This window comes from Microbacterium sp. AC026 (genome assembly GCF_979258475.1).
On sequence record NZ_OZ409857.1, the window covers coordinates 1,896,458 to 1,918,372 of the forward strand.

At 69.0% G+C, this 21,915-nt stretch carries 18 protein-coding genes and 4 pseudogenes; 6 read left to right on the plus strand and 16 right to left on the minus strand.

Translation table 11 applies throughout. The features are described 5' to 3' along the window. Positions 1 to 174: 174 nt before the first annotated feature. Positions 175 to 1,181, plus strand: a pseudogene (locus tag ACZZ93_RS09380) (LacI family DNA-binding transcriptional regulator). A gap of 211 nt (positions 1,182 to 1,392) precedes the next feature. On the opposite strand, the gene ACZZ93_RS09385 reads toward ACZZ93_RS09380, so the two are convergent. Both ACZZ93_RS09385 and ACZZ93_RS09390 read right to left on the minus strand, forming a co-directional pair. Then, the gene (locus ACZZ93_RS09385) at positions 1,393 to 1,800 is read right to left on the minus strand and encodes a hypothetical protein (RefSeq protein ID WP_463511780.1); all 408 of its coding nucleotides are present in this window, start codon (positions 1,798 to 1,800) and stop codon (positions 1,393 to 1,395) included. Positions 1,801 to 1,814: 14 nt separating this feature from the next. Continuing rightward, a pseudogene (locus tag ACZZ93_RS09390) lies at positions 1,815 to 2,123 on the minus strand (alpha/beta fold hydrolase); the annotation flags it as partial. On the opposite strand from ACZZ93_RS09390, the gene ACZZ93_RS09395 reads away from it, so the two are divergent. Next, complete coding sequence (locus ACZZ93_RS09395; protein WP_463511781.1) at positions 2,007 to 2,345, plus strand: hypothetical protein; 339 nt, start codon at positions 2,007 to 2,009, stop codon at positions 2,343 to 2,345. The pseudogene ACZZ93_RS09390 and the gene ACZZ93_RS09395 overlap by 117 nt on opposite strands. A gap of 212 nt (positions 2,346 to 2,557) precedes the next feature. On the opposite strand, the gene ACZZ93_RS09400 is transcribed toward ACZZ93_RS09395, so the two are convergent. The 9 genes from ACZZ93_RS09400 to ACZZ93_RS09440 form a co-directional block, all read right to left on the minus strand. Then, positions 2,558 to 3,514, minus strand: a complete 957-nt coding sequence (locus ACZZ93_RS09400) for a siderophore-interacting protein (RefSeq protein WP_285363758.1) — start codon at positions 3,512 to 3,514, stop codon at positions 2,558 to 2,560. Beyond that, entirely contained in the window at positions 3,504 to 4,304 is an 801-nt protein-coding gene (locus ACZZ93_RS09405) for an ABC transporter ATP-binding protein (protein ID WP_053098527.1), read from the minus strand. The genes ACZZ93_RS09400 and ACZZ93_RS09405 overlap by 11 nt, the downstream gene beginning before the upstream one ends. Next, positions 4,301 to 5,383: a FecCD family ABC transporter permease gene (locus ACZZ93_RS09410; protein WP_083569254.1), complete on the minus strand. Its 1,083-nt coding sequence runs from the start codon at positions 5,381 to 5,383 to the stop codon at positions 4,301 to 4,303. Before ACZZ93_RS09410 ends, ACZZ93_RS09405 begins: the two co-directional genes overlap by 4 nt. Further along, the gene (locus ACZZ93_RS09415) at positions 5,380 to 6,429 is read right to left on the minus strand and encodes a FecCD family ABC transporter permease (RefSeq protein ID WP_463511733.1); all 1,050 of its coding nucleotides are present in this window, start codon (positions 6,427 to 6,429) and stop codon (positions 5,380 to 5,382) included. Before ACZZ93_RS09415 ends, ACZZ93_RS09410 begins: the two co-directional genes overlap by 4 nt. Positions 6,430 to 6,455: 26 nt before the next feature. Beyond that, positions 6,456 to 7,490, minus strand: coding sequence for an iron-siderophore ABC transporter substrate-binding protein (locus ACZZ93_RS09420; protein ID WP_463510938.1), 1,035 nt, complete (start codon positions 7,488 to 7,490; stop codon positions 6,456 to 6,458). Positions 7,491 to 7,753: 263 nt separating this feature from the next. Continuing rightward, a complete protein-coding gene (locus ACZZ93_RS09425; RefSeq protein WP_042538190.1) occupies positions 7,754 to 7,957 on the minus strand; it encodes a cold-shock protein in 204 nt (67 codons plus the stop codon). A gap of 77 nt (positions 7,958 to 8,034) precedes the next feature. Then, on the minus strand, positions 8,035 to 10,947 hold the full coding sequence (locus ACZZ93_RS09430) for a helix-turn-helix transcriptional regulator (RefSeq protein ID WP_463510939.1): 2,913 nt from the start codon (positions 10,945 to 10,947) through the stop codon (positions 8,035 to 8,037). A 68-nt stretch (positions 10,948 to 11,015) separates the two neighbouring features. Beyond that, entirely contained in the window at positions 11,016 to 11,267 is a 252-nt protein-coding gene (locus ACZZ93_RS09435) for a hypothetical protein (RefSeq protein ID WP_053098524.1), read from the minus strand. Positions 11,268 to 11,451: 184 nt separating this feature from the next. Continuing rightward, positions 11,452 to 11,907, minus strand: coding sequence for an SRPBCC family protein (locus tag ACZZ93_RS09440; protein WP_053098523.1), 456 nt, complete (start codon positions 11,905 to 11,907; stop codon positions 11,452 to 11,454). 117 nt (positions 11,908 to 12,024) lie between these two features. On the opposite strand from ACZZ93_RS09440, the gene ACZZ93_RS09445 reads away from it, so the two are divergent. Then, positions 12,025 to 13,059 carry an FUSC family protein gene (locus ACZZ93_RS09445; protein WP_230100845.1) on the plus strand — a complete coding sequence of 345 codons (1,035 nt, stop codon included), beginning with the start codon at positions 12,025 to 12,027 and terminating at the stop codon, positions 13,057 to 13,059. 22 nt (positions 13,060 to 13,081) lie between these two features. Here ACZZ93_RS09445 and ACZZ93_RS09450 read toward each other — a convergent pair whose 3' ends face one another. Next, positions 13,082 to 13,279, minus strand: coding sequence for a hypothetical protein (locus ACZZ93_RS09450; RefSeq protein ID WP_053098521.1), 198 nt, complete (start codon positions 13,277 to 13,279; stop codon positions 13,082 to 13,084). A gap of 101 nt (positions 13,280 to 13,380) precedes the next feature. Here ACZZ93_RS09450 and ACZZ93_RS09455 point away from each other — a divergent pair. Beyond that, positions 13,381 to 14,048 (plus strand): annotated as a pseudogene (locus tag ACZZ93_RS09455) (DNA alkylation repair protein). A gap of 51 nt (positions 14,049 to 14,099) precedes the next feature. On the opposite strand, the gene putP reads toward ACZZ93_RS09455, so the two are convergent. Continuing rightward, the gene (putP, locus tag ACZZ93_RS09460) at positions 14,100 to 15,611 is read right to left on the minus strand and encodes a sodium/proline symporter PutP (RefSeq protein WP_187248979.1); all 1,512 of its coding nucleotides are present in this window, start codon (positions 15,609 to 15,611) and stop codon (positions 14,100 to 14,102) included. 106 nt (positions 15,612 to 15,717) lie between these two features. On the opposite strand from putP, the gene deoD reads away from it, so the two are divergent. Both deoD and ACZZ93_RS09470 read left to right on the plus strand, forming a co-directional pair. Then, positions 15,718 to 16,431, plus strand: coding sequence for a purine-nucleoside phosphorylase (deoD, locus tag ACZZ93_RS09465; RefSeq protein WP_053098518.1), 714 nt, complete (start codon positions 15,718 to 15,720; stop codon positions 16,429 to 16,431). Positions 16,432 to 16,603: 172 nt separating this feature from the next. Beyond that, the gene (locus tag ACZZ93_RS09470; protein WP_056276305.1) at positions 16,604 to 19,117 is read left to right on the plus strand and encodes a DEAD/DEAH box helicase; all 2,514 of its coding nucleotides are present in this window, start codon (positions 16,604 to 16,606) and stop codon (positions 19,115 to 19,117) included. Here ACZZ93_RS09470 and ACZZ93_RS09475 read toward each other — a convergent pair. The 3 genes and pseudogenes from ACZZ93_RS09475 to ACZZ93_RS09485 all read right to left on the minus strand — a co-directional run bounded on the left by ACZZ93_RS09475 (position 19,114) and on the right by ACZZ93_RS09485 (position 21,856). Then, a pseudogene (locus tag ACZZ93_RS09475) lies at positions 19,114 to 20,107 on the minus strand (D-alanine--D-alanine ligase family protein). The gene ACZZ93_RS09470 and the pseudogene ACZZ93_RS09475 overlap by 4 nt on opposite strands. Positions 20,108 to 20,141: 34 nt before the next feature. Continuing rightward, positions 20,142 to 21,251, minus strand: a complete 1,110-nt coding sequence (alr, locus tag ACZZ93_RS09480) for an alanine racemase (RefSeq protein ID WP_463510940.1) — start codon at positions 21,249 to 21,251, stop codon at positions 20,142 to 20,144. Next, the gene (locus ACZZ93_RS09485; RefSeq protein WP_187248983.1) at positions 21,248 to 21,856 is read right to left on the minus strand and encodes a M15 family metallopeptidase; all 609 of its coding nucleotides are present in this window, start codon (positions 21,854 to 21,856) and stop codon (positions 21,248 to 21,250) included. The genes alr and ACZZ93_RS09485 overlap by 4 nt, the downstream gene beginning before the upstream one ends. Positions 21,857 to 21,915: the final 59 nt, after the last annotated feature.

Sequence of the window (21,915 nt, forward strand, 5' to 3'; positions counted from 1 at the left end):
ACGTGCTGTCGCTCATTCGACTGGGACCGGTCTCAGGTTGTCACGGGGACATGACTGGGACCGGTCTCAGTTCTACCCCAGGTTCGGCGTCGACCACAACCGCCGTTACCGAACTGAGACCGGTCCCAGGTTGGACTACCGCTGGACGGGATGCTGTGGGTAGAGTCACAGCAGATGAGTGATGTCAGCGCGAAGCGCAAGCCGACGATCCGCCAGATCGCGGCGCAGGCGGGGGTGTCCCGCAGCACGGTCTCGCGAGTGATCAACGGCGGACACTGGGTGTCCCCCGACGCCAGGCAGGCCGTCGAAGAGGCGATCCTCGCCACCGGCTACACCGCCAACCACCATGCCCGCAGCCTCGCCACCGGCCGCGCCGGATCGCTCGCCTTCCTCCTGACCGAGCCGCAGCAGCTGCTGTTCGACGATCCGACCTTCGCGCTGCTGCTGCGCGGGGCCGCCGAAGCGCTCGCCCAGCGGGCCATGACCCTCGTGCTGCTCGTCGCCGGAACCCCCGCCGAGCGCGAGAGCGTCGCCCAGTTCCTCAGCGCGGGACACGTCGACGGCGTCATGCTGATCTCGTCGCACGAGTCCGACCCGCTGCTCGATCAGCTGATCGAGGTCGGCATCCCGACTGTGTGCTGCGGCGTGCCGCTCGGGCACGAACGCGAGCTCTCGACGATCTCCGTCGACGAGATCGCCTCCGCCCGCACCATGGCCGCGCACCTCGTGACGCAGGGACACCGCCGCATCGGCATGATCGCCGGCCCTGACGACACCCCCGGTGGCCGCTATCGCCTGGTCGGCTTCCGCGAAGAGCTCGGCGACCTCTACGACGAATCGCTGGTCGAGCGCGGCGACTACTCGTACGAGTCAGGACTCGCCGCCATGACGCGGATGCTCGAGCACGACGTCGACGCGGTGTTCGCGGCATCCGACCGGATGGCGGCCGGAGCCATCGCCGCCGCCCGCCGCGCAGGGCGCCGCGTGCCCGAGGACATCGCGATCGCCGGCTTCGACGACTCAGGCCTCGCCGCGACGCACGAGCCCCCGATCACGACCATGCGCCAGCCGTGGGATCAGATCAGCGCGAAGATGGTCGCCGTGCTGCTCGAGGTCATCGCGGGAGCATCCCCCACTCGGTCATCCTCGACACCGAGCTCGTGGTGCGCGACAGCGCGTAGGCGGCATTCGCTCCCGCTCCCGCTCCCGCTCGTGCGCGCGCTCCCGCTCCCGCTCGCGCTCCCGCTCCCGCTCGTGCTCGTGCGCGCGCTGCGAAGGTGATCTCCCGCAGCGAAGGGCCGAAGGCCGCGTGAGGCCCTTCGCAGCGCGAGATCTCCTTCGGTGCGTGCGACGGCTGACGACAGGACGCGTCGACGAGGTCTCGCTCGCCCCCTACGGCCGGTCGAGCACCTCGCGGAGCGTGGCGGCGAAGGCCTCGGGCTGCCCGGCATAGCCGAACTCGCCACCCATGAAGCCGCCGTGGTGACTGGGGAAGACCGTCGCCTGCTGTCCGAGCTTCTCGGCCAGGGCGAGCGCGGTGCGGCCGGTGTAGCCCTTCAGCGACTCCTCCCCGACAGCGACGACGATCCGAGTCGGGGATGCCTTCAGCGCTTCGAGATCCGGCTCGTAGAGCGGCACCGCCCACGAGAGTTCGGACAGCAGTGGATCATTCCGCGAGCCGTCGTCCTCCGTCGGCATCCCGAATGCCGCGGGGTCGGGGGCCGGCTGGGCGAGGAACTCCTCGGTGACCTCTCCTCCCACGACGTCATCGCGACGAACGCCGCCATTCCGGCACCCCATCCTCGCTCCTGATATGCCCGGGCATAGGCGATTCGCGCTCGATGCACCGCTTCGGCATCAGGCAGTACGCTGTCGATCGGCGGCTCGTGGGCGACGAGAGTCACCACGTCCTGAGGGTGCGCGGTGACCAGAGCGAGTGCGCTCACGGCTCCACCGCTGCTCGCGAACATGTCGACAGGGCCTGCACCGAGCGCCTCGATGATCGCGTGGACATCCTCGGCCTGGACATCGGGCTCGTTCGTGACTCCGCCGTCCTTGCGCACGCTTCGGCCCAACCCTCGTGGGTCGTAGGTCACGACGGTGCGATCGCCGAACAGCTTCACCTGCGCCTGGAAGCCGCTCGCATCCATCGGCTGGCCGATCATCATCAGCGGAGGGCGGCCATCCTTCGTCGGGAGTGGCCCATGCACGTCGTAGACGAGGTCGACGTCCGGGAGCTCGAGGGTGTGCTGCGTCATCGGGTGGCCTCCTCGGCGTCGAACGATTCCACTGGGATGCTACGGCGCGGCATCCGCTGGCGCCAGCGCTTCGACACTTCTTCGTGACAGCCGACCGCACCCCGTCTCAGCCGACCGCATCCCGTCTCAGCCGACCGCATCCCGTGTCAGCCGACCGCATCCCGTGAAGGAGATCTCGCTCGGCGAAGGATCGGATGCCGGATCCGCTCCTTCGTTGCGTGAGATCTCCTGCGATGCGCGAGCGCGAACGAGAACGCGAACGCGAACGCGAACGAGAACGGCCCCTGAGCCGACCGGCCTCAGCCGCGCATGGCGACGCCGCGTCGCCAGTAGCCCATGAAGGCGACCTGCGAGCGGTCGATGCCGAGATCCTTGACCAGGTGGCGCCGCAGCGTCGTGACGACGCCGCTCTCGCCGGCGATCCAGAAGTAGCGCTCGGCGGGAGCATCCGCCTCCGCGATCTCCTCGCCGAGACCCGAGTAGTCGGGGGTCTCCCAGAGCAGGGCCTCCGTGTCGATGTCCTTCACGTCGATCTCGTCGGCGGCATCCGCATCTCCGAGGTACTCGAGCACGGCGGGAATCAGCCGCACACCGTGGGGCTCACCCGCATCGCGAGGCAGCCAGTGCACCTCGACCCCGGCAGGCGCGTCGATGCGCAGGACGTCGGCCGGGGACGGCACCTCGATGAAGGCGCAGCCTCGAAGGTCGCTCGGGGCGTCTTCGAGGATGCGCGCGATCGCGGGAGCCGCCGTCTCGTCACCGGCGAGGACGACCGACGTCGCGGTGCCCGGCTCGTACTCGGCGCCGCCGTGTGCGGCCGCGGCGACGCCTCGACGTGGTCCGACGATGAAGAGCTCCTTGCCGACCGCGGCCGCATCGGCCCAGCGCGACGCCGGGCCCGTGAGTCCGGGCGCCAGGTGCAGCACGAAATCGACATCGATCTCGGTGCCCGCATCCGTCGCCCGCAGGTCACGCACCGAGTAGGTGCGCATGGATCCGCGGTCCTCCTCGGGGACGGCGAGGAAGGAACCCCACCAGTCGTCGGTCTCACGATCGAGATCGGGGAGGATGCCGGATGCCGGCGGGAACACGATCTTGATCCGGGAGTCGAAGACGTCACCCGGCGTGCCGAACTCGAGAAGGTCGTCGCCGCCGAACGTGATCCGCACGAAGTTCGGCGACACCCGTTCGACCCCGCGCACCTCGGCGCGAGCGAGCACGTAGGTGGGGCGTTCGGTCGTGGTCTCAGCGGACATGATGCCTTCCGATCGGAGTGACCATCGGCTTCCCGGAGACCGGGTCGATGGTGATCTGGTTCGCGAGGTCGAAGACCTCTTCGACGAGCTGGGCGGTCACGACATCCTGCGGAGCGCCGGTGGCGTGCACCCTGCCCTCCTTCATCGCGACGAGCTCGTCGGAATACCTCGCGGCGAGGTTGAGGTCATGCAGCACCATCACGATCGTGGTGCCGCGCGAGACGCTCAGGTCGGTGAGCAGATCGAGGACCTCGACCTGGTGAGCGACGTCGAGGAACGTGGTCGGCTCGTCGAGCAGCAGGATGTCGGTCTCCTGCGCGAGCGCCATGGCGATCCACACGCGCTGACGCTGGCCGCCCGAGAGCTCGTCCACGCTGCGGTCGGCGAGCTCGGTGGTGCCGGTGGCGGCCAGAGCATCCGCGACGACCTCGTAGTCGTGAGCGCTCCAGCGAGCCAGCATCTTCTGATGCGGATGCCGACCGCGGCCGACGAGATCCGCGACGGCGATGCCCTCGGGAGCGACGGGCGACTGGGGCAGCAGGCCGAGGATGCGCGCGACCTCCTTGGTGGGGCGCGCGTGCACAGACTTGCCGTCGAGCACGACCTGACCCGCCGTCGGCGAGAGCAGACGCGCGAGCGAACGCAGCAGGGTCGACTTGCCGCATCCGTTCGCGCCGACGATCGTGGTGATCTTGCCCGGCGCGATCGCGAGGTCGAGGCCGTCGATGATCGTCCGGTCGCCGTAGGCGAGAGTGACGGACTCCGCCGTCAGAGTGTGCGCCTCGGTCACAGGGAGCCTCCCGAGCGGTTCGTGCGGATGAGCAGGTAAATGAGGTACGGAGCGCCGAGCACGCCGGTGATCACGCCGACCGGGTAGCGCTCGCCGAACGCGAACTGACCGATCAGGTCGCCTCCGAGCACGAGCACAGCGCCGATGAATGCGCTGGGGACGAGCAGGTTCGCTCCCGGCCCCGTGATGCGGGCCGCGATCGGACCCGCCATGAACGCCACGAACGCGATGGGGCCGGTCGCGGCGGTGGCGAACGCCAGCAGTGCGACTGCGCCGAGGATGAAGAGCAGACGAGTCGTGTTGACCCGCACCCCGAGACCGGATGCCGAATCGTCGCCGAGCTGCATCGCCCCGAGCGCCCTGCCCTGCAGGAGCAGCAGCGGCACGATGATGACGGCGGCGATCGCGAGCGGCATCACGCGTTCCCACGAGGCGTTGTTAAGGCTTCCGGTGAGCCACTGCATCGCGGTCTGGATGTCCCAGTTCGCCGCCCTCGACAGCATGTACGAGATGATGCTCTGCAGCATCGCCGCGACACCGATGCCGATCAGGATCAGTCGAGTGCCCGCGAAGCCGTTCTTGATCGACAGCAGGTAGATGACTCCTGCTGTGACGATCGCACCGCCGAGCGCGAGCAGCGAGACGATCGGCCCGTTGAGCGACAGCACGATGATGCCGAACACCGCCGCGGCGCCGGCGCCGTTCGAGATGCCGATGATGTCGGGCGAGGCGAGCGGGTTGCGCAGCAGCGTCTGGAACGAGACGCCGGCGATGCCGAACGCGAAACCCGCGAGGATCGCGAGCACCGCGCGGGGCAGGCGCAGCTCGCCGACGGTGAACGACGCCCCCGGCACGGTCTCGCCGAGGATCACGCGGATCACCTCGTCGAGCGGATAGAACGTGTTGCCGATCATGAGCGCCACGGCGAACAGCACGAGCAGCAGCGCACCGAGCACGATCGTGGCCGTGGCGTGGCGGCGGTGGCGCGAACGGCGGCCCGCGACGAGCGCGGCGACCTCGTCGCGGGTGCGGTCGGATGCTGCGGGAGTGTGGGCGGCAGCCCGGTCGATGGTGCTCACAGTTCACGCACCTTCTGACGACGGACGATCCAGATGAAGAACGGGGCGCCGATGATGGCGGTGATGATGCCGACCTGGATCTCCTCCGAGGTCGGCGCGATGACACGGCCGACGATGTCACTCGCGAGCAGCAGGGCGGCGCCGGCCATGGCCGAGAACGGCAGCAGCCAGCGGTGGTCGGTGCCGATCAGCATCCGGCAGACATGCGGGATCACGAGACCGACGAATCCGATGGGCCCGGCGATCGCGGTGGCTGCTCCGGCGAGGATCACGGCGCCGACCGCCGACATGAGGCGCGTGCGGAAGACGTGCTCGCCGAGTCCCTTCGCCATGTCGTCGCCGAGAGCGAGGGAGTTCATGCCCCGGGCGCTGGCGAAGCAGATCAGTGCGCCGAGCGCGAGCACCGGGGCGGTGATCGCGATGCGCGGCCACTCGGCACCGCCCACTCCGCCGATCTGCCACGACTGGAACGCCTGCAGCAGGTCGACGCGCGGCAGCATGACGGCGCTGATGAGCGAGGCGAAGGCGGCCGAGGTGGCGGCACCGGCGAGCGCGAGCTTGAGGGGCGTGGCACCGCCGCGTCCGAGCGAGCCGACGGTGTAGACGAACGCCGCGGCCAGGGCGGCGCCGATGATCGCGAGCGCCATCTGGCTGTAAGCGTCGGTGAGACCGAGGAAGGCGAGGCCGAAGACGACGGCGAGCGAAGCGCCGTTCGAGACGCCGAGGATGCCGGGGTCGGCGATCGGGTTGCGGGTGACCGCCTGCATCGTCGCGCCGGAGAGTGCGAGCGCTGCACCGACGAGGATCGCGAGCACCGTGCGCGGAAGGCGCTTGATGATCGCCGCCTGGGCGAGGGTGTCATCCTGCCCGGCGAGGGCGGCGAAGATGTCGTCGATGCTCACGGAGCGCACGCCGAAGCAGATCGACAGGATGCAGAGCACGAACAGCACTCCCAGGCCGACGAGCAGCCAGAGCGTGCGCGCCCATGCCGGGCGTCGCAGATCTGCGACGCCCGGCAGGGGAATGGTGACAGCGGTCACGGGAATTCAGTGTGCGAAGGTGACGCCGACGGTCACTTCGCGGCGAGCGGTGCTGCCAGCAGGCCGAGGTAGTCGGACAGGCCCCACTGGATCGACAGCGGCGACGGGTTCGCCGACGCCGCGATGGGGGTGGAGTCGGGCAGGATCACGATGTTGCCGGCGGCGATCGCGGGGATCTTCGACAGCAGCGGGTCGGCCTGCATGGTGGCGATGAGCGAGTCGTCGCCGTAGGTCACGAAGACATCGACGTCGTCGAAGGTGTCAGCCTCTTCGGAGCTCACCGACAGGTAGAACTCCTTGCTGTCTGCGTTCTCCTCGACGATCGACGGAAGCGGAAGACCCAGGTCGTCGTGCAGGTAGCCGGGGCGCGTGTCGATCGCGGTGTAGTAGCCGACCTGGCTCAGGTCGCTCGGGTCGACGTAAGCGAACAGCACTTTCTTGTCCTTGAGGGCGCTGTTCTCCTCGAGGGCGGCCTCGGCGTCGGCGTGCAGCTCTTCGATGAGGGCGTCACCCTCACCCTCGAGGCCGAGCGCCTTCGAGTTCATCTCGATCATGTCGTCGACCGGGGTGCCCCAGGCGACCTCGGGGTAGGCGACGACCGGTGCGATCTTCGAGAGCTGGTCGTACTCCTCCTGCGTCAGACCCGAGTACGCCGCGAGGATGACGTCGGGCTGCGTGTCGGCGACGGCCTCGTAGTCGATGCCGTCGGACTCGTCGAACAGCACGGGCTCTTCGCCGCCGAGCTCGTCGAGCTTGTCCTCGACCCAGGGCAGGATGCCGTTGTCGTCGTCGTCGCCCCACGTGGCCTTGCTCATGCCGACCGGGACGATGCCGAGAGCGAGGGGAACCTCGTGGTTCGCCCAGGCGATCGTCGCGACGCGCTCGGGCTTCTCCTCGATCGTGGTCTCGCCGAACACGTGCTCGATCGTGACGGGGAAGGCACCGTCATCGGCGGGGTTGCCGCCGGCGGAGTCGGAGTTCGAGTCGGTCGACGACGTCGCGCAGGCCGTGAGGCCGACGGCCAGAGCCGCGGCGACACCGGCGGCGATGAGACGAGAGGTGCGCACAGGCGTTCCCTTCGGGTTGGGATGAGGGGTGCGGCGCGGAGGGGCGCCAAGGCTTTGGTAAGCCTGGCCTAATCTAACAGAAAGTTAGGCAAGCCTCATCTTGGGTCCCTGGCCCCGGCGTCATCCTCGCCTCTCGCGCGGGGTCGACATCGCACCGCACCGCCCGATGCGGGGGGCACGGGCACGGGCAGAAAACACCCGGACATGCAGAAAGCCGGCCGGATCCGTGAGGATCCGACCGGCTTCAGGAAGCCTATGCGCGCTCAGAGAGCGCGGATGTTCGCAGCCTGCATGCCCTTGGGGCCACGCTCAGCGTCGAATTCGACCTTCTGGTTCTCACGAAGCTCCTTGAAACCGGAGCCGGTGATTGCCGAGTAGTGGGCGAAGAGGTCGTCCGTGCCGTCATCGGGAGCGATGAAGCCGAAGCCCTTTTCCGCGTTGAACCATTTCACAGTGCCAGTGGCCATGTGTTTTCTACTTTCTGTTTTCAAACGGCCGCTTGCGCGGCCCGCGCCGTGACGGAACGTCCGACATACGCGCCTGCTCAACGTACCACGGCAGGCTGACCGGTGTCCCGGAAGTTCGGATTCTTCTGAAGAACAGCCGCCTCGGTGCGGGTGCTCACCCCGAGTTTGCGCAGCACGGCCGACACGTGGACGCTCACCGTCTTGACGCTGATGAAGAGCCGCTCCCCGATCTGGCGGTTGCTCAGACCCTCGGCGATCAGCTCGAGCACCTGCCGCTCGCGGGCGGTGAGCGGGTCGGCATCCGGTTCGACGCCGGCGGTGCCGGATGCTGCGGTGCCGGATGCGGTGCCGGATGCTGCGGCGAGGCCAGCCGCCGCTTGGAAACCACCGACGATCCGCCCCAGGGGAACGTGGCCGAGGCGCTCCGCCTGGCGCATCGCGGCCGAGAGCACGGCGCTCGCCTCCCCTCGGTCTCCTGCGTCGACGAGTGCGCGAGCGAGAGCCAGACGCGTGGTCACCGCGAACGTCACGGGCACATCGCGGTCGTCTGCGTGCTCGACCGCCTGGCGCAGGGCTGCGACGGACGGGAAGAGGAATGCCTCGAGGATCGTCTCCCACCTGTCGCCTCGCAGCTGCGGAGGTTGGGCGCGCCACGCGTCGCGCACGTCTGCGACCGCCGCCTCGACCTCGACGCCGGATGCCCGCAGCTCGGCGATGAACCATGCCGCCTCGAGCAGCAGTCGACGCTGATGCAGGGACACCGGCCCCTGATCGGCGAGCATCGCCCTGACCTCACCGAGAGCACCCGCGAGGTCGCCCCGCCCCTCGGCGACGGCCACGCGCATCATGACCTCGTCGTACCAGATCTGACGTTCGACCCGACCGGTCTCCTCGAATGCGGGGTGCCACTCGCGAAGGATCTCGGCCGCCTCCTCGTGTCTGCCTCGCCAGGAGAGCACCCGCACGCGCGTCATCGTGGAGTACATGTGCGAGATGCGCAGAGTCCGCTGAGCGAGCTCGCGCGCCAGCATCCCCTCGACCCGTTCGATCTCGCCCATCTCGAGCAGTGGCACGGCCATGTTCTGCGTCATCAGCGCGCCCGTGGTGCGCTCGACGCCGAAAGCGCGCGCGGGCGCGAGCCCCTCTTCGGCGACCCTGACGGCATCGCGATAGCGCCCCAGCAGGCCGAGCAGATCCGAATAGTTGACCCGGTATCTCATCTCGGCGTTCGTGCCTTTGGCGAGCTGCAGGGCGAGCGCGTACTCGCGGTGCCCCGCGTCGAGGTCGCCGAGGTGGGCGCGGGCTCCGCCCCGGACGTTCGCGGCGATCGATGCCTCGTCGTCCGACCCGGCGCGCGCGGCCCGCTCGCCCGCCTCCGCGGCCAACGCGATCGCCTCGTCGAGTCGCCCCGAGATCATGTAGCGACTGGCGAGCTGGTTCAGCACCGAGGCGCGCAGCCGGTCGTCGTCGACGCCCGCCTCGAGGATCTCGAGCGCCTGCTGCAGCAGCGGGACCGCGCCGGCGCGGCCGAGGTTCATCGTGTAGTACGCCTTGTCGCGCAGCAGCCGGGCGTGCATGCGGGGGTCGACCGTCGTCGGATCGACCTCGGCGAGCGCGAGGTCGACCACGGCGAGCGCCCGTTCTCCGTCTCCCGCGTTGCGCAGCACGGAACCGAGAGTGCGCAGCACCTCGAGGCGCGCCACACCCACGACGGCCTCGGCATCCGGCACCTGGATCCACAGGTCGAGGGCGAGCTCGCCGAAGCGGGCAGCGCTCGCGAAGGCGAACCGCGACTTGGCGTCGGCCATCGCGGTGACGGCCGCGGCGAGCGCTCGCCGGTCGTCTTGCGCGAGCTGCCAGTGATAGGCGAGCGCGGCGGAGTCGGCGGTTTCGGCCCCTGAGCAGTTCTCCTCGAGCGCCTCGGCATACGCCCGATGCAGCCGCGCTCTCTCGCCCGGGAGCAGATCGTCGTGCACGGCTTCGCGCAGCAGCGCATGCCGGAACCGGTAGTCGTCGTCGACCACGACGAGGATGCCGCTGAGCGTCGCCTCGCGGATCGCCTCGTCGAGGCGGGCTTCGGGCAGACCCGCGAGGCGGGTGACGAGCGGGTGGGTCAGCGGACGCTCGGCTCCCGAGACGACCTGCACCACCCGCCGGGCGTCATCGCTGAGACGGTCGAATCGGGCGAGCAGCAGGTCGCGCAGACTGCCGGGCAGGGGACCGGTCGAGCACCCGGCGAGCTCTTCGACGAAGAAGGGCACGCCCTCGGCTCGATCGTGGATGCGATCGAGCGCCGCGTCTGTCACGGGCTGCCCGGTGAGCGATTCGACGAGCGCACGGACAGCCGAGGTGCCGAGCCGATCGATCGCGACCCTCTCGAGCAGACGCGCGCGGGTGGACTCGCCGATGAAGCGGCTCACGGCATCGCCGCGTCGCACGTCGTCGGAGCGGCAGGTCAGGATCAGGAGGATGCGGCCGTGCCCGAGGGTGCGCAGCAGGAAGGAGAGCAGCGCCAGGGTCGACTCGTCAGCCCAGTGCAGGTCTTCGACGACGAGCACCTGCGGCGCGTGTTCGGCGGCCGCCTCGATGAGCGCCGCGATCGCATCGCGCAGGCGGTCAGGGCTGGTCTGCGATCGCTCGGTGGGGTTGAGCTCCGGCAGCAGCATGCCCAGCGCCTCGACGCCGACGCCGATCTCCTCCCGCACCCGGTCGGCGCCCATGCTCGCGACGATCGACCGGAGGATGCCGGCGAGCGGCCCGAAGGGCGTGCGCGACGCCCCGAGATCGAGGCACCAGCCGACATGCACGTCTGCGCGGTTCGCCACCTCGGCGCTGAACTCGCGCAGCAGTCGGGACTTGCCGATGCCCGCCTCGCCCTCGATGAGCGCGGCCACCGGGACCCCGTCGACCGCTCGCCGGAACAGCTCGCGGATGGTCGCGAGCTCGGTCTCTCGGCCGACCATCGCGGCGCTGGGAGCGGACGGGGGCATGAATTCATCGTGCCACTCCCCTCCGACATCCGGCGTCGCGCTGCCGTCTGCCCGCAGCGGAGCGACGATCACCGGGCGGGTGCCGGTTCGCGGCCCGCGGATGCGCGGCGCTCGGGCTGCCGTGCAGCATCCGTCGCCGCGTCGCGCGATGCGTCGGTCGTGTGCAGCAGCCGGCCGGCCAGACGCCGGACCGGGCCGGGCTGTCTGCGGACCAGCTGATCGCTGCGCTCCTCGATGACGCGACGGCGTTCTGCCGCGCGAGCGAGCTGCTCCTGGTCGAACTCGGTCGATCTGTAGGCGAGATACGGGTGCTCGAACATGACATCTCCTCGGTGTGCGATGTCCTCAGAATCCGCTCTGAGTCACCCCGACGACATCGGGAGGATGCCCTATCTTCCGTTCGTGAGTTCCCTAGTCGACGCCGGGCGTGCCGTCCGCCGGGCAGCGAAAGAGGTCCGAGCGGTGATGGGGGCACCACCGCTCGGACCTCAGCTCAGGGGTCGATCAGGCGTCGACGTCGCCGCGCCACGCACCGGTCTCGGTGCCGCGCTTCTCCATGAACTCCTTGAAGTTCTGGAGATCCTTCTTCACCGCGTGCGAGCCCGCGCCCACGAGAGAGCCGACCTTCTCGAGAAGCCCCTCGGGCTCCCAGTCGATCTGCACGGTCACGCGGGTCGTGAGGTCTTCGAGCTTGTGGAACGTCACGACGCCCGCATGCTCGGTCTCACCGCCGATGCTGTTCCACGCGACTCGCTCGTCGGGGTGCTGCTCGGTGATCTCCGCGTCGAACTCGCGCGTCGCGCCGCCCACGTTCACCTTCCAGCGGGTGTGCGTGTCGTCCAGCTGGACGATCGACTCCACCTCGTCGAGGAACTGCGGGAAGCTCTCGAACTGCGTCCACTGGTTGTACGCCACGTCGATGGGAACGTGTACGTCGATGGTCTCGATGATCTGCACCATGTGATGCTCCTCACTGTTCGTCGGTCGTGTCATCCCATTCAGCGGCGTTCGACGACTCTTGGCGACGGGGTTGACATCTCCCCTGACGGCACTCGCTAGCCGAGTAGCGTTGCAGGCATGCGCATCCACGCCGCGATCCGCGCCTCGAAGCGCTCACCCCTGCTGCAGGTGGTGAAGTCCGCCGCAGCGACGATCGCCGCATGGATGCTCGCGGGATGGGTGGTTCCGGGACAGCTCCCCGTCTTCGCCGCGATCGCCGCTCTGCTCGTCGTGCAGCCCAGCGTCAACCAGTCGCTGTCGAAGGCGCTCGAACGCAGCATCGGCGTGATCGTCGGCGTGGTGATCGCGGTCGCCCTGGGCCTTCTTCTGGGGTCACCGAGCTGGATCGTGCTGCTCGCCATCGTGGTGGCCATGCTCGTCGCGTGGGCCTTCCGGGCGACGCCCGGCACCGGCAACCAGGTGGCCATCTCGGCGATGCTCGTGCTCGCGCTGGGCTCGACTCCCGACTATGCGATAGCGCGCATCTTCGAGACCCTGATCGGCGTGGTCATCGGCATCGTCGTGAACGCCCTGATCGTGCCGCCCGTGCTGGTCGCCCCGGCCCGACGCGATCTCGGGCTGCTGGGCAGCGAGCTCGCCTCGAGCCTCGACCGACTCGCCGATGCGCTGCCCGAACCCCAGACTCCCGCCACGCTGCATCAGCTCATGCTCGAAGCCAGACTGCTGCGCCCGATGAAGGACGCGGCAGAGGCATCCATCGCTGCGGGTGAGGAATCCCTCACTCTGAACCCGCGCCGGTCGACGCACCGTGAAGAGCTCGTCGAGATGCGCGCACTGCTCGAACGGCTGACGCCCATCGTGACGCAGACCATCGGGATGACGCGCGCCTACTTCGACCACTACGACGACTCCATCGGGGAGGAGCCGGCCGTCACGGCCATCGCGGAGCAGCTGCGGCGCGCAGGGCACGATGTGCGACTGGCTGTGCAGATCGCCGACGTGTCCCCGGAGCCCGAGGCCCTGACCTCGGCGATCCCGGCACTGACCGCGCCTCTCGTCATCCGGCCGCCCTCGTCGACGCACTGGATCCTCATCGGGTCGCTGATGGAGGACCTCAGGCGCATCCGCGCGGAGCTCGTCGACGAGGAATGACAGGGCGACGCGGCGGCGCCGGTCAGTCCTGCTCGGGGTCGTCGGCGAGCACGTCGCCGTCGTCGTCGTCGCTCTCGTCGCCCGAGCCGGAGGGGACGACCGTCGGCGGCTCTCCCTTGTTGTCCTCGGCGCCGAGGTTGTCGTTCTCCTCGGGGCCGGGCGACGGCTCCGTGCTGATGTCGTTGCGGTCGGTGCTGATGTCGTCGCTGTCGCGAGTCATGGCATTTTCCCTTCGTCGGAGTTCGATCTCCTGCGAGATTAGGGCCGCATGCCCGCAGAAAGCCCGGGCCTTGACAAGCGCTCCGGGCCTACCCTGGTGACATGTCCGACATGACCGTTCCCGAGGCTCTGGCCGAGCTCGCCGCCCTCGAGGATCCGAAGATGCGCGCCGCGAACGAGAAGCGCGGCGACGACCACGGCATCAATCTCAGCCGCATGCGCACCCTCGCGAAGCGCATCAAGACAGACCAGCCCCTGGCGAAAGAGCTGTGGGCGACCGGCGACACCGCCGCCCGGCTGCTGGCGCTGCTGATCTGCACGCCGCGCGCGTTCACCGCCGACGAGCTCGACGCGATGCTGCGACAGACTCAGGCCCCCAAGGTCAACGACTGGTTCGTGAACTACGTCGCGAAGAAGACCCCCTCGCGGAGGAGCTGCGGCTGCGCTGGTTCGACGACTCCGACCCGACCGTCGCCGCGGCCGCATGGTCGCTCACGACGGTGCGCGTCGCGAAAGATGCCGAGGGCCTCGACCTCGATCACCTGCTCGATCTGATCGAGCGCGATCTGCAGAACGCGCCCTCGCGGTTGCAGTGGGCGATGAACGAGACGCTCGCCAACATCGGCATCTTCCACCCGGAGCTGCGGTCCAGGGCGCTCGAGATCGGTGAGCGCCTGCAGGTGCTCGCCGACTACCCCACCGCGCCCGGCTGCACCTCGCCGTTCGCGCCGATCTGGATCGGCGAGATCGTGCGGCGGCGCGAGGGCTGAGACCCGATGCGAGGGCTGATCCTCGCATCCGGCGACTCAGCCCTGCGTCCGTCAGCGAGCGCTGCCGACTGCGGCCCGCGGTGCCGTCAGCATCGCTTCGGCGTCCGTGAACTCCTTCTCGATGTCGTCGTTGCGCGTGTAGGTGACGAGGCTCACCACGACGGCCGCGACGAACGCGAACACGAACGCGGGGAGCAGCTCGTACAGGTCGGTGTCGAGGGCCTTCCAGACGAACACCGTCACCGCTCCGACGAACATGCCCGCCAGAGCACCCCAGTTCGTGAGCTTGCGCCAGAACAGGCTGAGCAGGATGATCGGGCCAAACGCGGCACCGAATCCCGCCCAGGCGAACGACACGAGCCCGAGGATCGAGTCGTTCGGCGTGATCGCGAGGATGATCGCGATGATCGCGACGACGAGCACCGCCAGGCGGCCCAGCAGCACCAGCCGCTTGTCGGACGGCGGGGTCTTGCGCACCACCTTGTAGAGGTCCTCGACCAGCGCAGACGAGCACACGACCAGCTGGCTCGACACGGTGCTCATGATCGCCGCGAGCACGGCCGCCAGCACGAGTCCGGCGACGAACGGATGCAGCAGCGTCTGCGACATCAGCAGCACCACGGTCTCGGGGTTGTCGAGGGTGATGCCCTGCTGCGCCATGTAGGCGATGCCGACGAGGCCCGAGATGATCGCGCCGAACATCGAGACGACCATCCAGGAGATGCCGATGCGACGCGCGCTCTTCGCCTCCTGCGGCGAGCGCAGCGCCATGAAGCGCACGATGATGTGCGGCTGCCCGAAGTACCCGAGGCCCCACGCCAGGGCCGAGGCGATGGCGAGGAAGGTGCCGCCGGTGACGGCCCCTCCGCCGAGCAGCGACAGGAATCCCTCTCCGGCGTTCTCGGTGATGAGCGTCGACGTCTCCTCGAGTCCGCCGATCGCGATGACGGCGGCGACCGGCACGACGATCAGCGCGATCACCATCATCAGCCCCTGCACGACGTCGGTGAGGGAGGCCCCGAGGAATCCGCCGAAGAGCGTGTACAGCAGCGTGATGCCGCCGACCAGCAGCATCCCGAACAGGTAGTCGCCGTTGAACGAGCTCTCGAAGAAGACGCCGGCGGCGACCATGCCCGACGAGATGTACAGCGTGAAGAACACCAGGATGATGAGCCCCGAGACGATGCGCAGCGACCGGCTGGTGTCGCGGAGCCGGTTCTCGAAGAAGCTCGGGATCGTGATCGAGTTGCGAGACACCTCGGTGTAGGCGCGAAGCCGTGGGGCCACCAGCAGCCAGTTGAGGTAGGCGCCGATCGTCAGCCCGATCGCGATCCAGGCCTCGATCAGTCCAGCGGCGTAGATCGCGCCGGGAAGACCCATCACGAGCCAGCCCGACATGTCGGCCGCACCGGCGCTGATCGCGGCGACCCACGACGGCAGGTTGCGTCCGCCGAGCATGTAGTCCTCGTGGTCGGAGGTGCGCTTGTAGGCGAAGTATCCGATGAGCAGCATGCCGGCGAAGTACAGCCCGAGCGCCCCGTACAAGAAGATCTGATCGGACATCGTCGTCCCTTTTCCGCGGTGCCGATCACCGCTCGGTACCGATGATCTCAAGGCGGACGCTGTGGTCCGGGCGCGCCACGCAGAGACCGCTGGTTACGCTGAAGCCATGAGCACGCACATCGCCGCACAGCCCGGTCAGATCGCCCCCGTCGTCCTGTTCCCCGGCGATCCGCTGCGGGCGAAGTGGATCGCCGAGACCTTCCTCGACGACGCCGAGCTGTACTCCGAGACCCGCGGGATGCTGGGCTTCACCGGCACCTGGGAGGGCCACCGCGTCTCGGTGCAGGGTTCGGGCATGGGTCAGCCGTCGATGGCCATCTATGCGACCGAGCTGTTCGAGGAGTACGACGTGCAGACGATCGTGCGCGTCGGCTCGTGCGGGGCGCTGACCGAGAAGCTGCAGGTGCGGGACATCATCATCGCGAACGGCGCCTGCACCGATTCGGGCATCAACAGGGTGCGCTTCCACGGACTCGACTACGCACCTGTCGCGGACTTCGGACTGCTGCGCGCGGCGGTCGAGGCGAGCGAGGCCGAGCCCCTGGACTCGGCCGTCCACGTCGGTCTGCTGTTCTCGAGCGACCAGTTCTACAGCACCCGACCCGAGCTGACCGAGCCGTTCGTGCAGCACGGCGCCCTCGGAGTGGAGATGGAGGCCGCGGGGCTGTACACCCTCGCCGCGTACCACGGGCGTCGCGCTCTGGCCATCTGCACGGTGTCGGATCACATCGTCACCGGCGAGCAGACCACCGCTCAGGAGCGCGAGCAGACCTTCGGCGACATGATCCGCATCGCGCTGCGCGCCGCGACGTCCGTCTGAGTCGTTGCGGGCCGGGGCCGGCGCGCTCGCTCGCTCGCAGGCTCGCAGGCTCGCAGGCTCGCAGCGAAGGAGATCTCACGCTTCGAAGGACCGCATCCAGCATCCGCTCCTGCACAGCACGTGTTCCCCTTCGCAGGAGGTGCCCTGCCGGAGGTGGGATGATCGACAGACCATGCCTGCGATCCTCGACCACACGACGCTGACCGACGGATCCGATGCGGATGCCGTCTACACGGCGTTCGTCGAATGGGCCGAGTCGACCGGCATCAGCCTCTACCCCGCCCAGGACGAGGCGGTCATCGAGATCGTCTCCGGCAACAACCTGATCCTGTCGACGCCCACCGGCACCGGCAAGTCGCTCGTCGCGGTCGGCGCGCATTTCGCCGCGCTGGTCGAGGGGCGCCGCTCGTTCTACACCGCCCCGATCAAGGCGCTCGTGAGCGAGAAGTTCTTCTCCCTCGTCGACGTCTTCGGCGCCTCGAACGTCGGCATGATCACGGGCGACTCCTCGGTCAACCCGGATGCCCCGATCATCTGCTGCACGGCCGAGATCCTCGCGAACCTCGCACTGCGCCAGGGCACGGATGCCGCGGTGCATCAGGTCGTCATGGACGAGTTCCATTTCTATGCCGACCCCGACCGCGGGTGGGCCTGGCAGGTACCGCTGCTCGAGCTGCCGCAGGCGCAGTTCATCCTCATGTCGGCCACCCTGGGCGACGTGTCGCAGCTGTCGAGCGACCTCACCCGCAGGACGGGCCGTGACACGGCATCCGTCACTGGCGTCGAGCGCCCGGTTCCGCTGCACTACTTCTATGAGACGACGCCGATCCACGAGACGATCGACGACCTGCTGGGCACGGGCCAGGCGCCGATCTACGTCGTGCACTTCTCGCAGGCCGCTGCGATGGAGCGGGCCCAGGCGCTGTCGAGCACGAAGGTCGCCACGCGCGAGCAGCGCGACGAGATCGCGGCCCTGATCGGCGGTTTCCGCTTCACGACCGCCTTCGGCAAGACCCTCTCCCGCTTCCTCCGCGCGGGCATCGGCGTGCACCATGCCGGGATGCTCCCGAAGTATCGACGTCTGGTCGAGCAGCTCGCCCAGCGAGGTCTGCTGCGCGTGATCTGCGGCACCGACACGCTCGGCGTCGGCATCAACGTGCCGATCCGCACGGTGCTGCTGACCGCTCTGACCAAGTTCGACGGCACCCGGATGCGGCAGCTCAGCGCCCGCGAGTTCCACCAGATCGCCGGGCGGGCGGGCCGCGCGGGCTTCGACACGGCCGGCACCGTCGTCGCCCAGGCTCCGGAGCACGAGAGCGAGAACGTCGCCGCGATCAAGAAGGCCGGCGACGACCCGAAGAAGAAGCGCAAGATCGTGCGCAAGAAGGCTCCCGATGGCTTCGTCTCGTGGGGCGAGCCGTCGTTCCGCAAGCTGATCGATGCCGAGCCCGAGACCCTCACCTCGCACATGCAGATCACGAGCGCCATGATGCTCAACGTGATCGGGCGCGGCGGCGACGTCTTCGGCAACATGCGTGCACTCGTCTACGACAACCACGAACCTCGCAAGCGTCAGCGTGAGCTCGCTCTTCGCGCCATCGGCATCTACCGCACGCTGCTCGAATCGGGCGTCGTCGAGCAGACGGCCGACGGCGAGATCCGCCTGACCGTCGATCTGCAGCCGAACTTCGCCCTGAACCAGCCGCTGTCTCCGTTCGCTCTCGCCGCCTTCGAACTGCTCGACCGCGACCCGGCTGCCGGCACCGGAACCGGGTCGTACGCCCTGGACATGATCTCGATCGTCGAGTCGACGCTCGATGATCCGCGGGCGATCCTCGGACAGCAGGAGTTCCTGGCACGGGGCGAGGCCGTCGCCGTCATGAAGCGCGAGGGCATCGAGTACGACGAGCGCATGGAGCTGCTCGAGGAGATCACATATCCGAAGCCTCTCGACGAGCTGCTGACCGCCGCATTCGAGACGTTCAGCGCCGCGCAGCCGTGGATCCGCGACTTCGAGCTGCATCCGAAATCCGTCGTCCGCGACATGTACGAGCGAGCCATGTCGTTCGGGGAATATGTCGCGTACTACAAGATCGCGCGGTCGGAGGGCGTCGTGCTGCGCTACCTCTCCGACGCCTATCGGGCGGCCTCGCAGACCATCCCCGAAGAGGCGAAGGACGAGGATCTCCGCGACCTGATCGAGTGGTTGGGCGAGCTGGTGCGCCAGGTGGATTCGAGCCTGCTCGACGAGTGGGAGGAGCTGGTCAACGGCGTGCTCCACGGCCCGGACGACGAGCCGATCGTTCCGCCGGCGCCGAAGAGACTGACATCGAACGTCCGCGCCTTCCGCACTCTCGTGCGCAACGAGCTGTTCCGTCGGGTGCAGCTGGCCGCCCGCGAAGACGTCGCCGCCCTCGCCGAACTCGACCCGACCTTCGGCGCCGACGCCTGGTCGGATGCGCTCGACGGATACTTCGCCGATCACGACGAGATCCTCACGGGCGCGAACGCCCGCAGTTCTCAGCTGCTGCTCCTGACCGAGGGTGCGACGGAGTGGACCGTCCGTCAGATCCTCGACGACCCGGCAGGCGACCACGACTGGGGCATCTCGGCCACCGTCGACCTCGCAGCCTCCGACGAAGAGGGCGCGGCCGTGGTCACCGTGACGGGCGTCGACCGCCTCTAGGCGACCCGCTCGAGGCCGGCCCTCCGGCGCGCACCGTCACCGCCTGGCACCTCAGCGGCTCGCACGAGGCGCGACACGAGGTCGACGTACGACACATCGGCCGCCGCGAACATGCGCGGCGCCTGCGAGGCCGCGGTGAGCCCCGGCATCGTGTTGACCTCGTTCAGCACCGGGCCCTCGGCGGAGAGGAAGAAGTCCATCCTGGCGACCCCGGCGCATCCGAGGGCGTCGAACATGGTCAGTGCCGCACGCGTGAGCGAGGTCGTCTCGGCCGTCGACAGCTGCGCGGGCACGGTGAATCGCGCGCTGCCGTCGTACTTCGTGGCGGTGTCGAAGAGGCCGGCGGCGTGGATCTCGAGCGGCGGCGCCGCCCAGCGGACGCCACCGGCTTCGCGCAGGACGGCGACATCGATCTCCTCCCTGCACGACCTCTTCGATGAGGATGCGGCGGTCGAACCGCGCCGCCTCGCGGAGCGCCGGCCCCAGTTCATGCTCTCCCCGCACGAGCGAGACGCCGTAGCTCGAACCGGCCGACACCGGCTTCACCACCACGGGCCCCTCGAACTCGGCATCGCCGCAGTCCGCCGCATCGACGACGCGTCCCCGTGCCGTGCGCAGCCCTGCCGCTTCGGCGACGAGCTTGGTGGCCCACTTGTCCATGCCGATGGCGCCGGCCCGCGGACCCGATCCGACCACGCGCACCCCTGCGAGACCGCACAGTGCCGCGAGTGCTCCGTCCTCCCCCAGGGGTCCATGCACGGCGGGGAATACGACGTCGCAGTCGGCGAGGAGCGGCATCGCGAGAGCGAGGGATCCAGCGGCGGTGGCACCCTCCGAGACGCCCGCCACCTCCCACACGCCCTGCCGCGAGATCGTCACCGTGCTCACGTCGTATCCCCCGAGCCGCAGGGCCTCTGCGACCGCTGCCGCCGAGGCGAGCGACACCTCGTGCTCGGCGTTCTGCCCTCCCCCGATCACCAGCACTCTCATGCGATGGCCCTCTCGACGCGGGGGCCGATGCCCGTCACGACGGTGTGCGGGATGCTCCCCGCCCACCGCGCCCACTCCTGCATACTCGGCACCGCGCCCCCTCGGGTCCGAAGACCACCGCCGTGGTGCCCCTCGGCATCGAGAGGTCAGCCGTGTCGATCACGATCTGATCCATCGACACGCGACCGACGATCGGGCACCGGATGCCGTCGACCGCCACCCCTGCGCCCGCACCGAGCTCCCGCGGGATGCCGTCGGCATACCCGACCCCGATCACGCTCAGATGCGAGGTGCGCGTCGTCGCATATGCGCCGCCGTAGCCGATCGCGGTGCCCGCCGGCACGACACTGCTGTGCACGACCGATGCCGTCAACCGCGCCGCCCCCTGCAGCGGCACCGTCTCCGACGGATCGATGCCGACCAGCCCGGCGCCGACCCTGACCATGTCGAAGTGCGTGGCGGCATCCGTCAGCGTCCCGGACGTCGCCGCGAGATGCACGAGCAGAGGACCGAATCCGGCACGCAGCACGGCATCCCTCGCCTGACGCATCCGGAGCACAGCGGGCGCGTTCTTCGCCGGGTCGGCGGCGTCGGCGTCTGGCAGGTGCCCCATCACCCCGACGACGTCGATGCGTGCACGACCCGAGTCGCGGCCCGTGCGAGCCACCCGCAGCAGCTCGGCCCAGTCCTCGAGCGGTACGCCGCCCCGCGACATGCCCGTGTCCATGTGCAGATGCACGCGAACGCACCCGTTCGGCAGCGCCGACGCATCCGCGATCAGCTGCCGCAGCTCCTCGACCGAGCCGACAGCCAGATCGACGCGATCCGCGACGACCTGCGCGACGTCGACCCCGGCGGGGTTGAGCCAGGCGAGGATCGGCACCTCGACACCCGCCGCACGCAGCGGGGCAGCATCCTCGGCATCCGTGATCCCGAGCCACTCGGCCCCGGCCGCGATCGCCGCGAGAGCGACGGTCACGGCGCCGAGGCCGTAGCCGTCGGCCTTGACGACCGCCATGATGCGGGCATCCGTGGCCGATCGGATCCGCTCGACGTTCGCTCGGATCGCGTCGGGGATCGTGTGCAGTGTCGGCGGGTGAACGCGCGAGAGGGTGAGGCGTGGAGTGGTGAGCGCCGTGGTCATCGCTGCGTCCTGGGATCGGTGGTCGGGTCGTCGTACATCAGCGGGCACCCGTTCGCCGGGGCCGCCGGCCGCAGCTCGAAGTGCCAGCGCTCATTCGCGTAGATCTGGCAGAGGCCGAAGTCCGCGCCGTGGCGTGACAGCCAGTCCTGAGCGGCGAGAGGGCCCAGGTCGACCGCGTCTCCCGATACGTGCTCGGAGTTCTCGGGGGTGGCGACCCAGCGCGCGGCCTCCTCTTCGGAGCCGTACTCGACGACCGCATCCTGACGCAGCACCTGCTGGTAGTCGGCCGACCGCCAGCCGCTGTTCACATGCATCCGCACGCCGTCGTGCTCGGCAGCGGATGCGGCAGCGCGCACGGCGGCGAGCAGGTCGGAGTCGAGATTCGTCACGGCGGGCGTGTCGTCGAACACCGAGACGGCGCCCTCCTCGCGGATCATCCCGTCCGCCTCGCTGAGGGACGACGGCGCGACGGTCGGCACGACGGATGCCGACGCCAGAGACTGCTGACCGATCAGCACGACCGAGACCGTGAGAGCGACGGCGAGCAGGGCGGCACCGACGATCGCGGTGAGGCGTCGCCGTGAGGAGGTGGAGCGAGTGTTCATGTCCTCAGTCAAGAAGGAGGCGTGTTGCGACGACGTATGCGATTTCTCATATGCTCCCG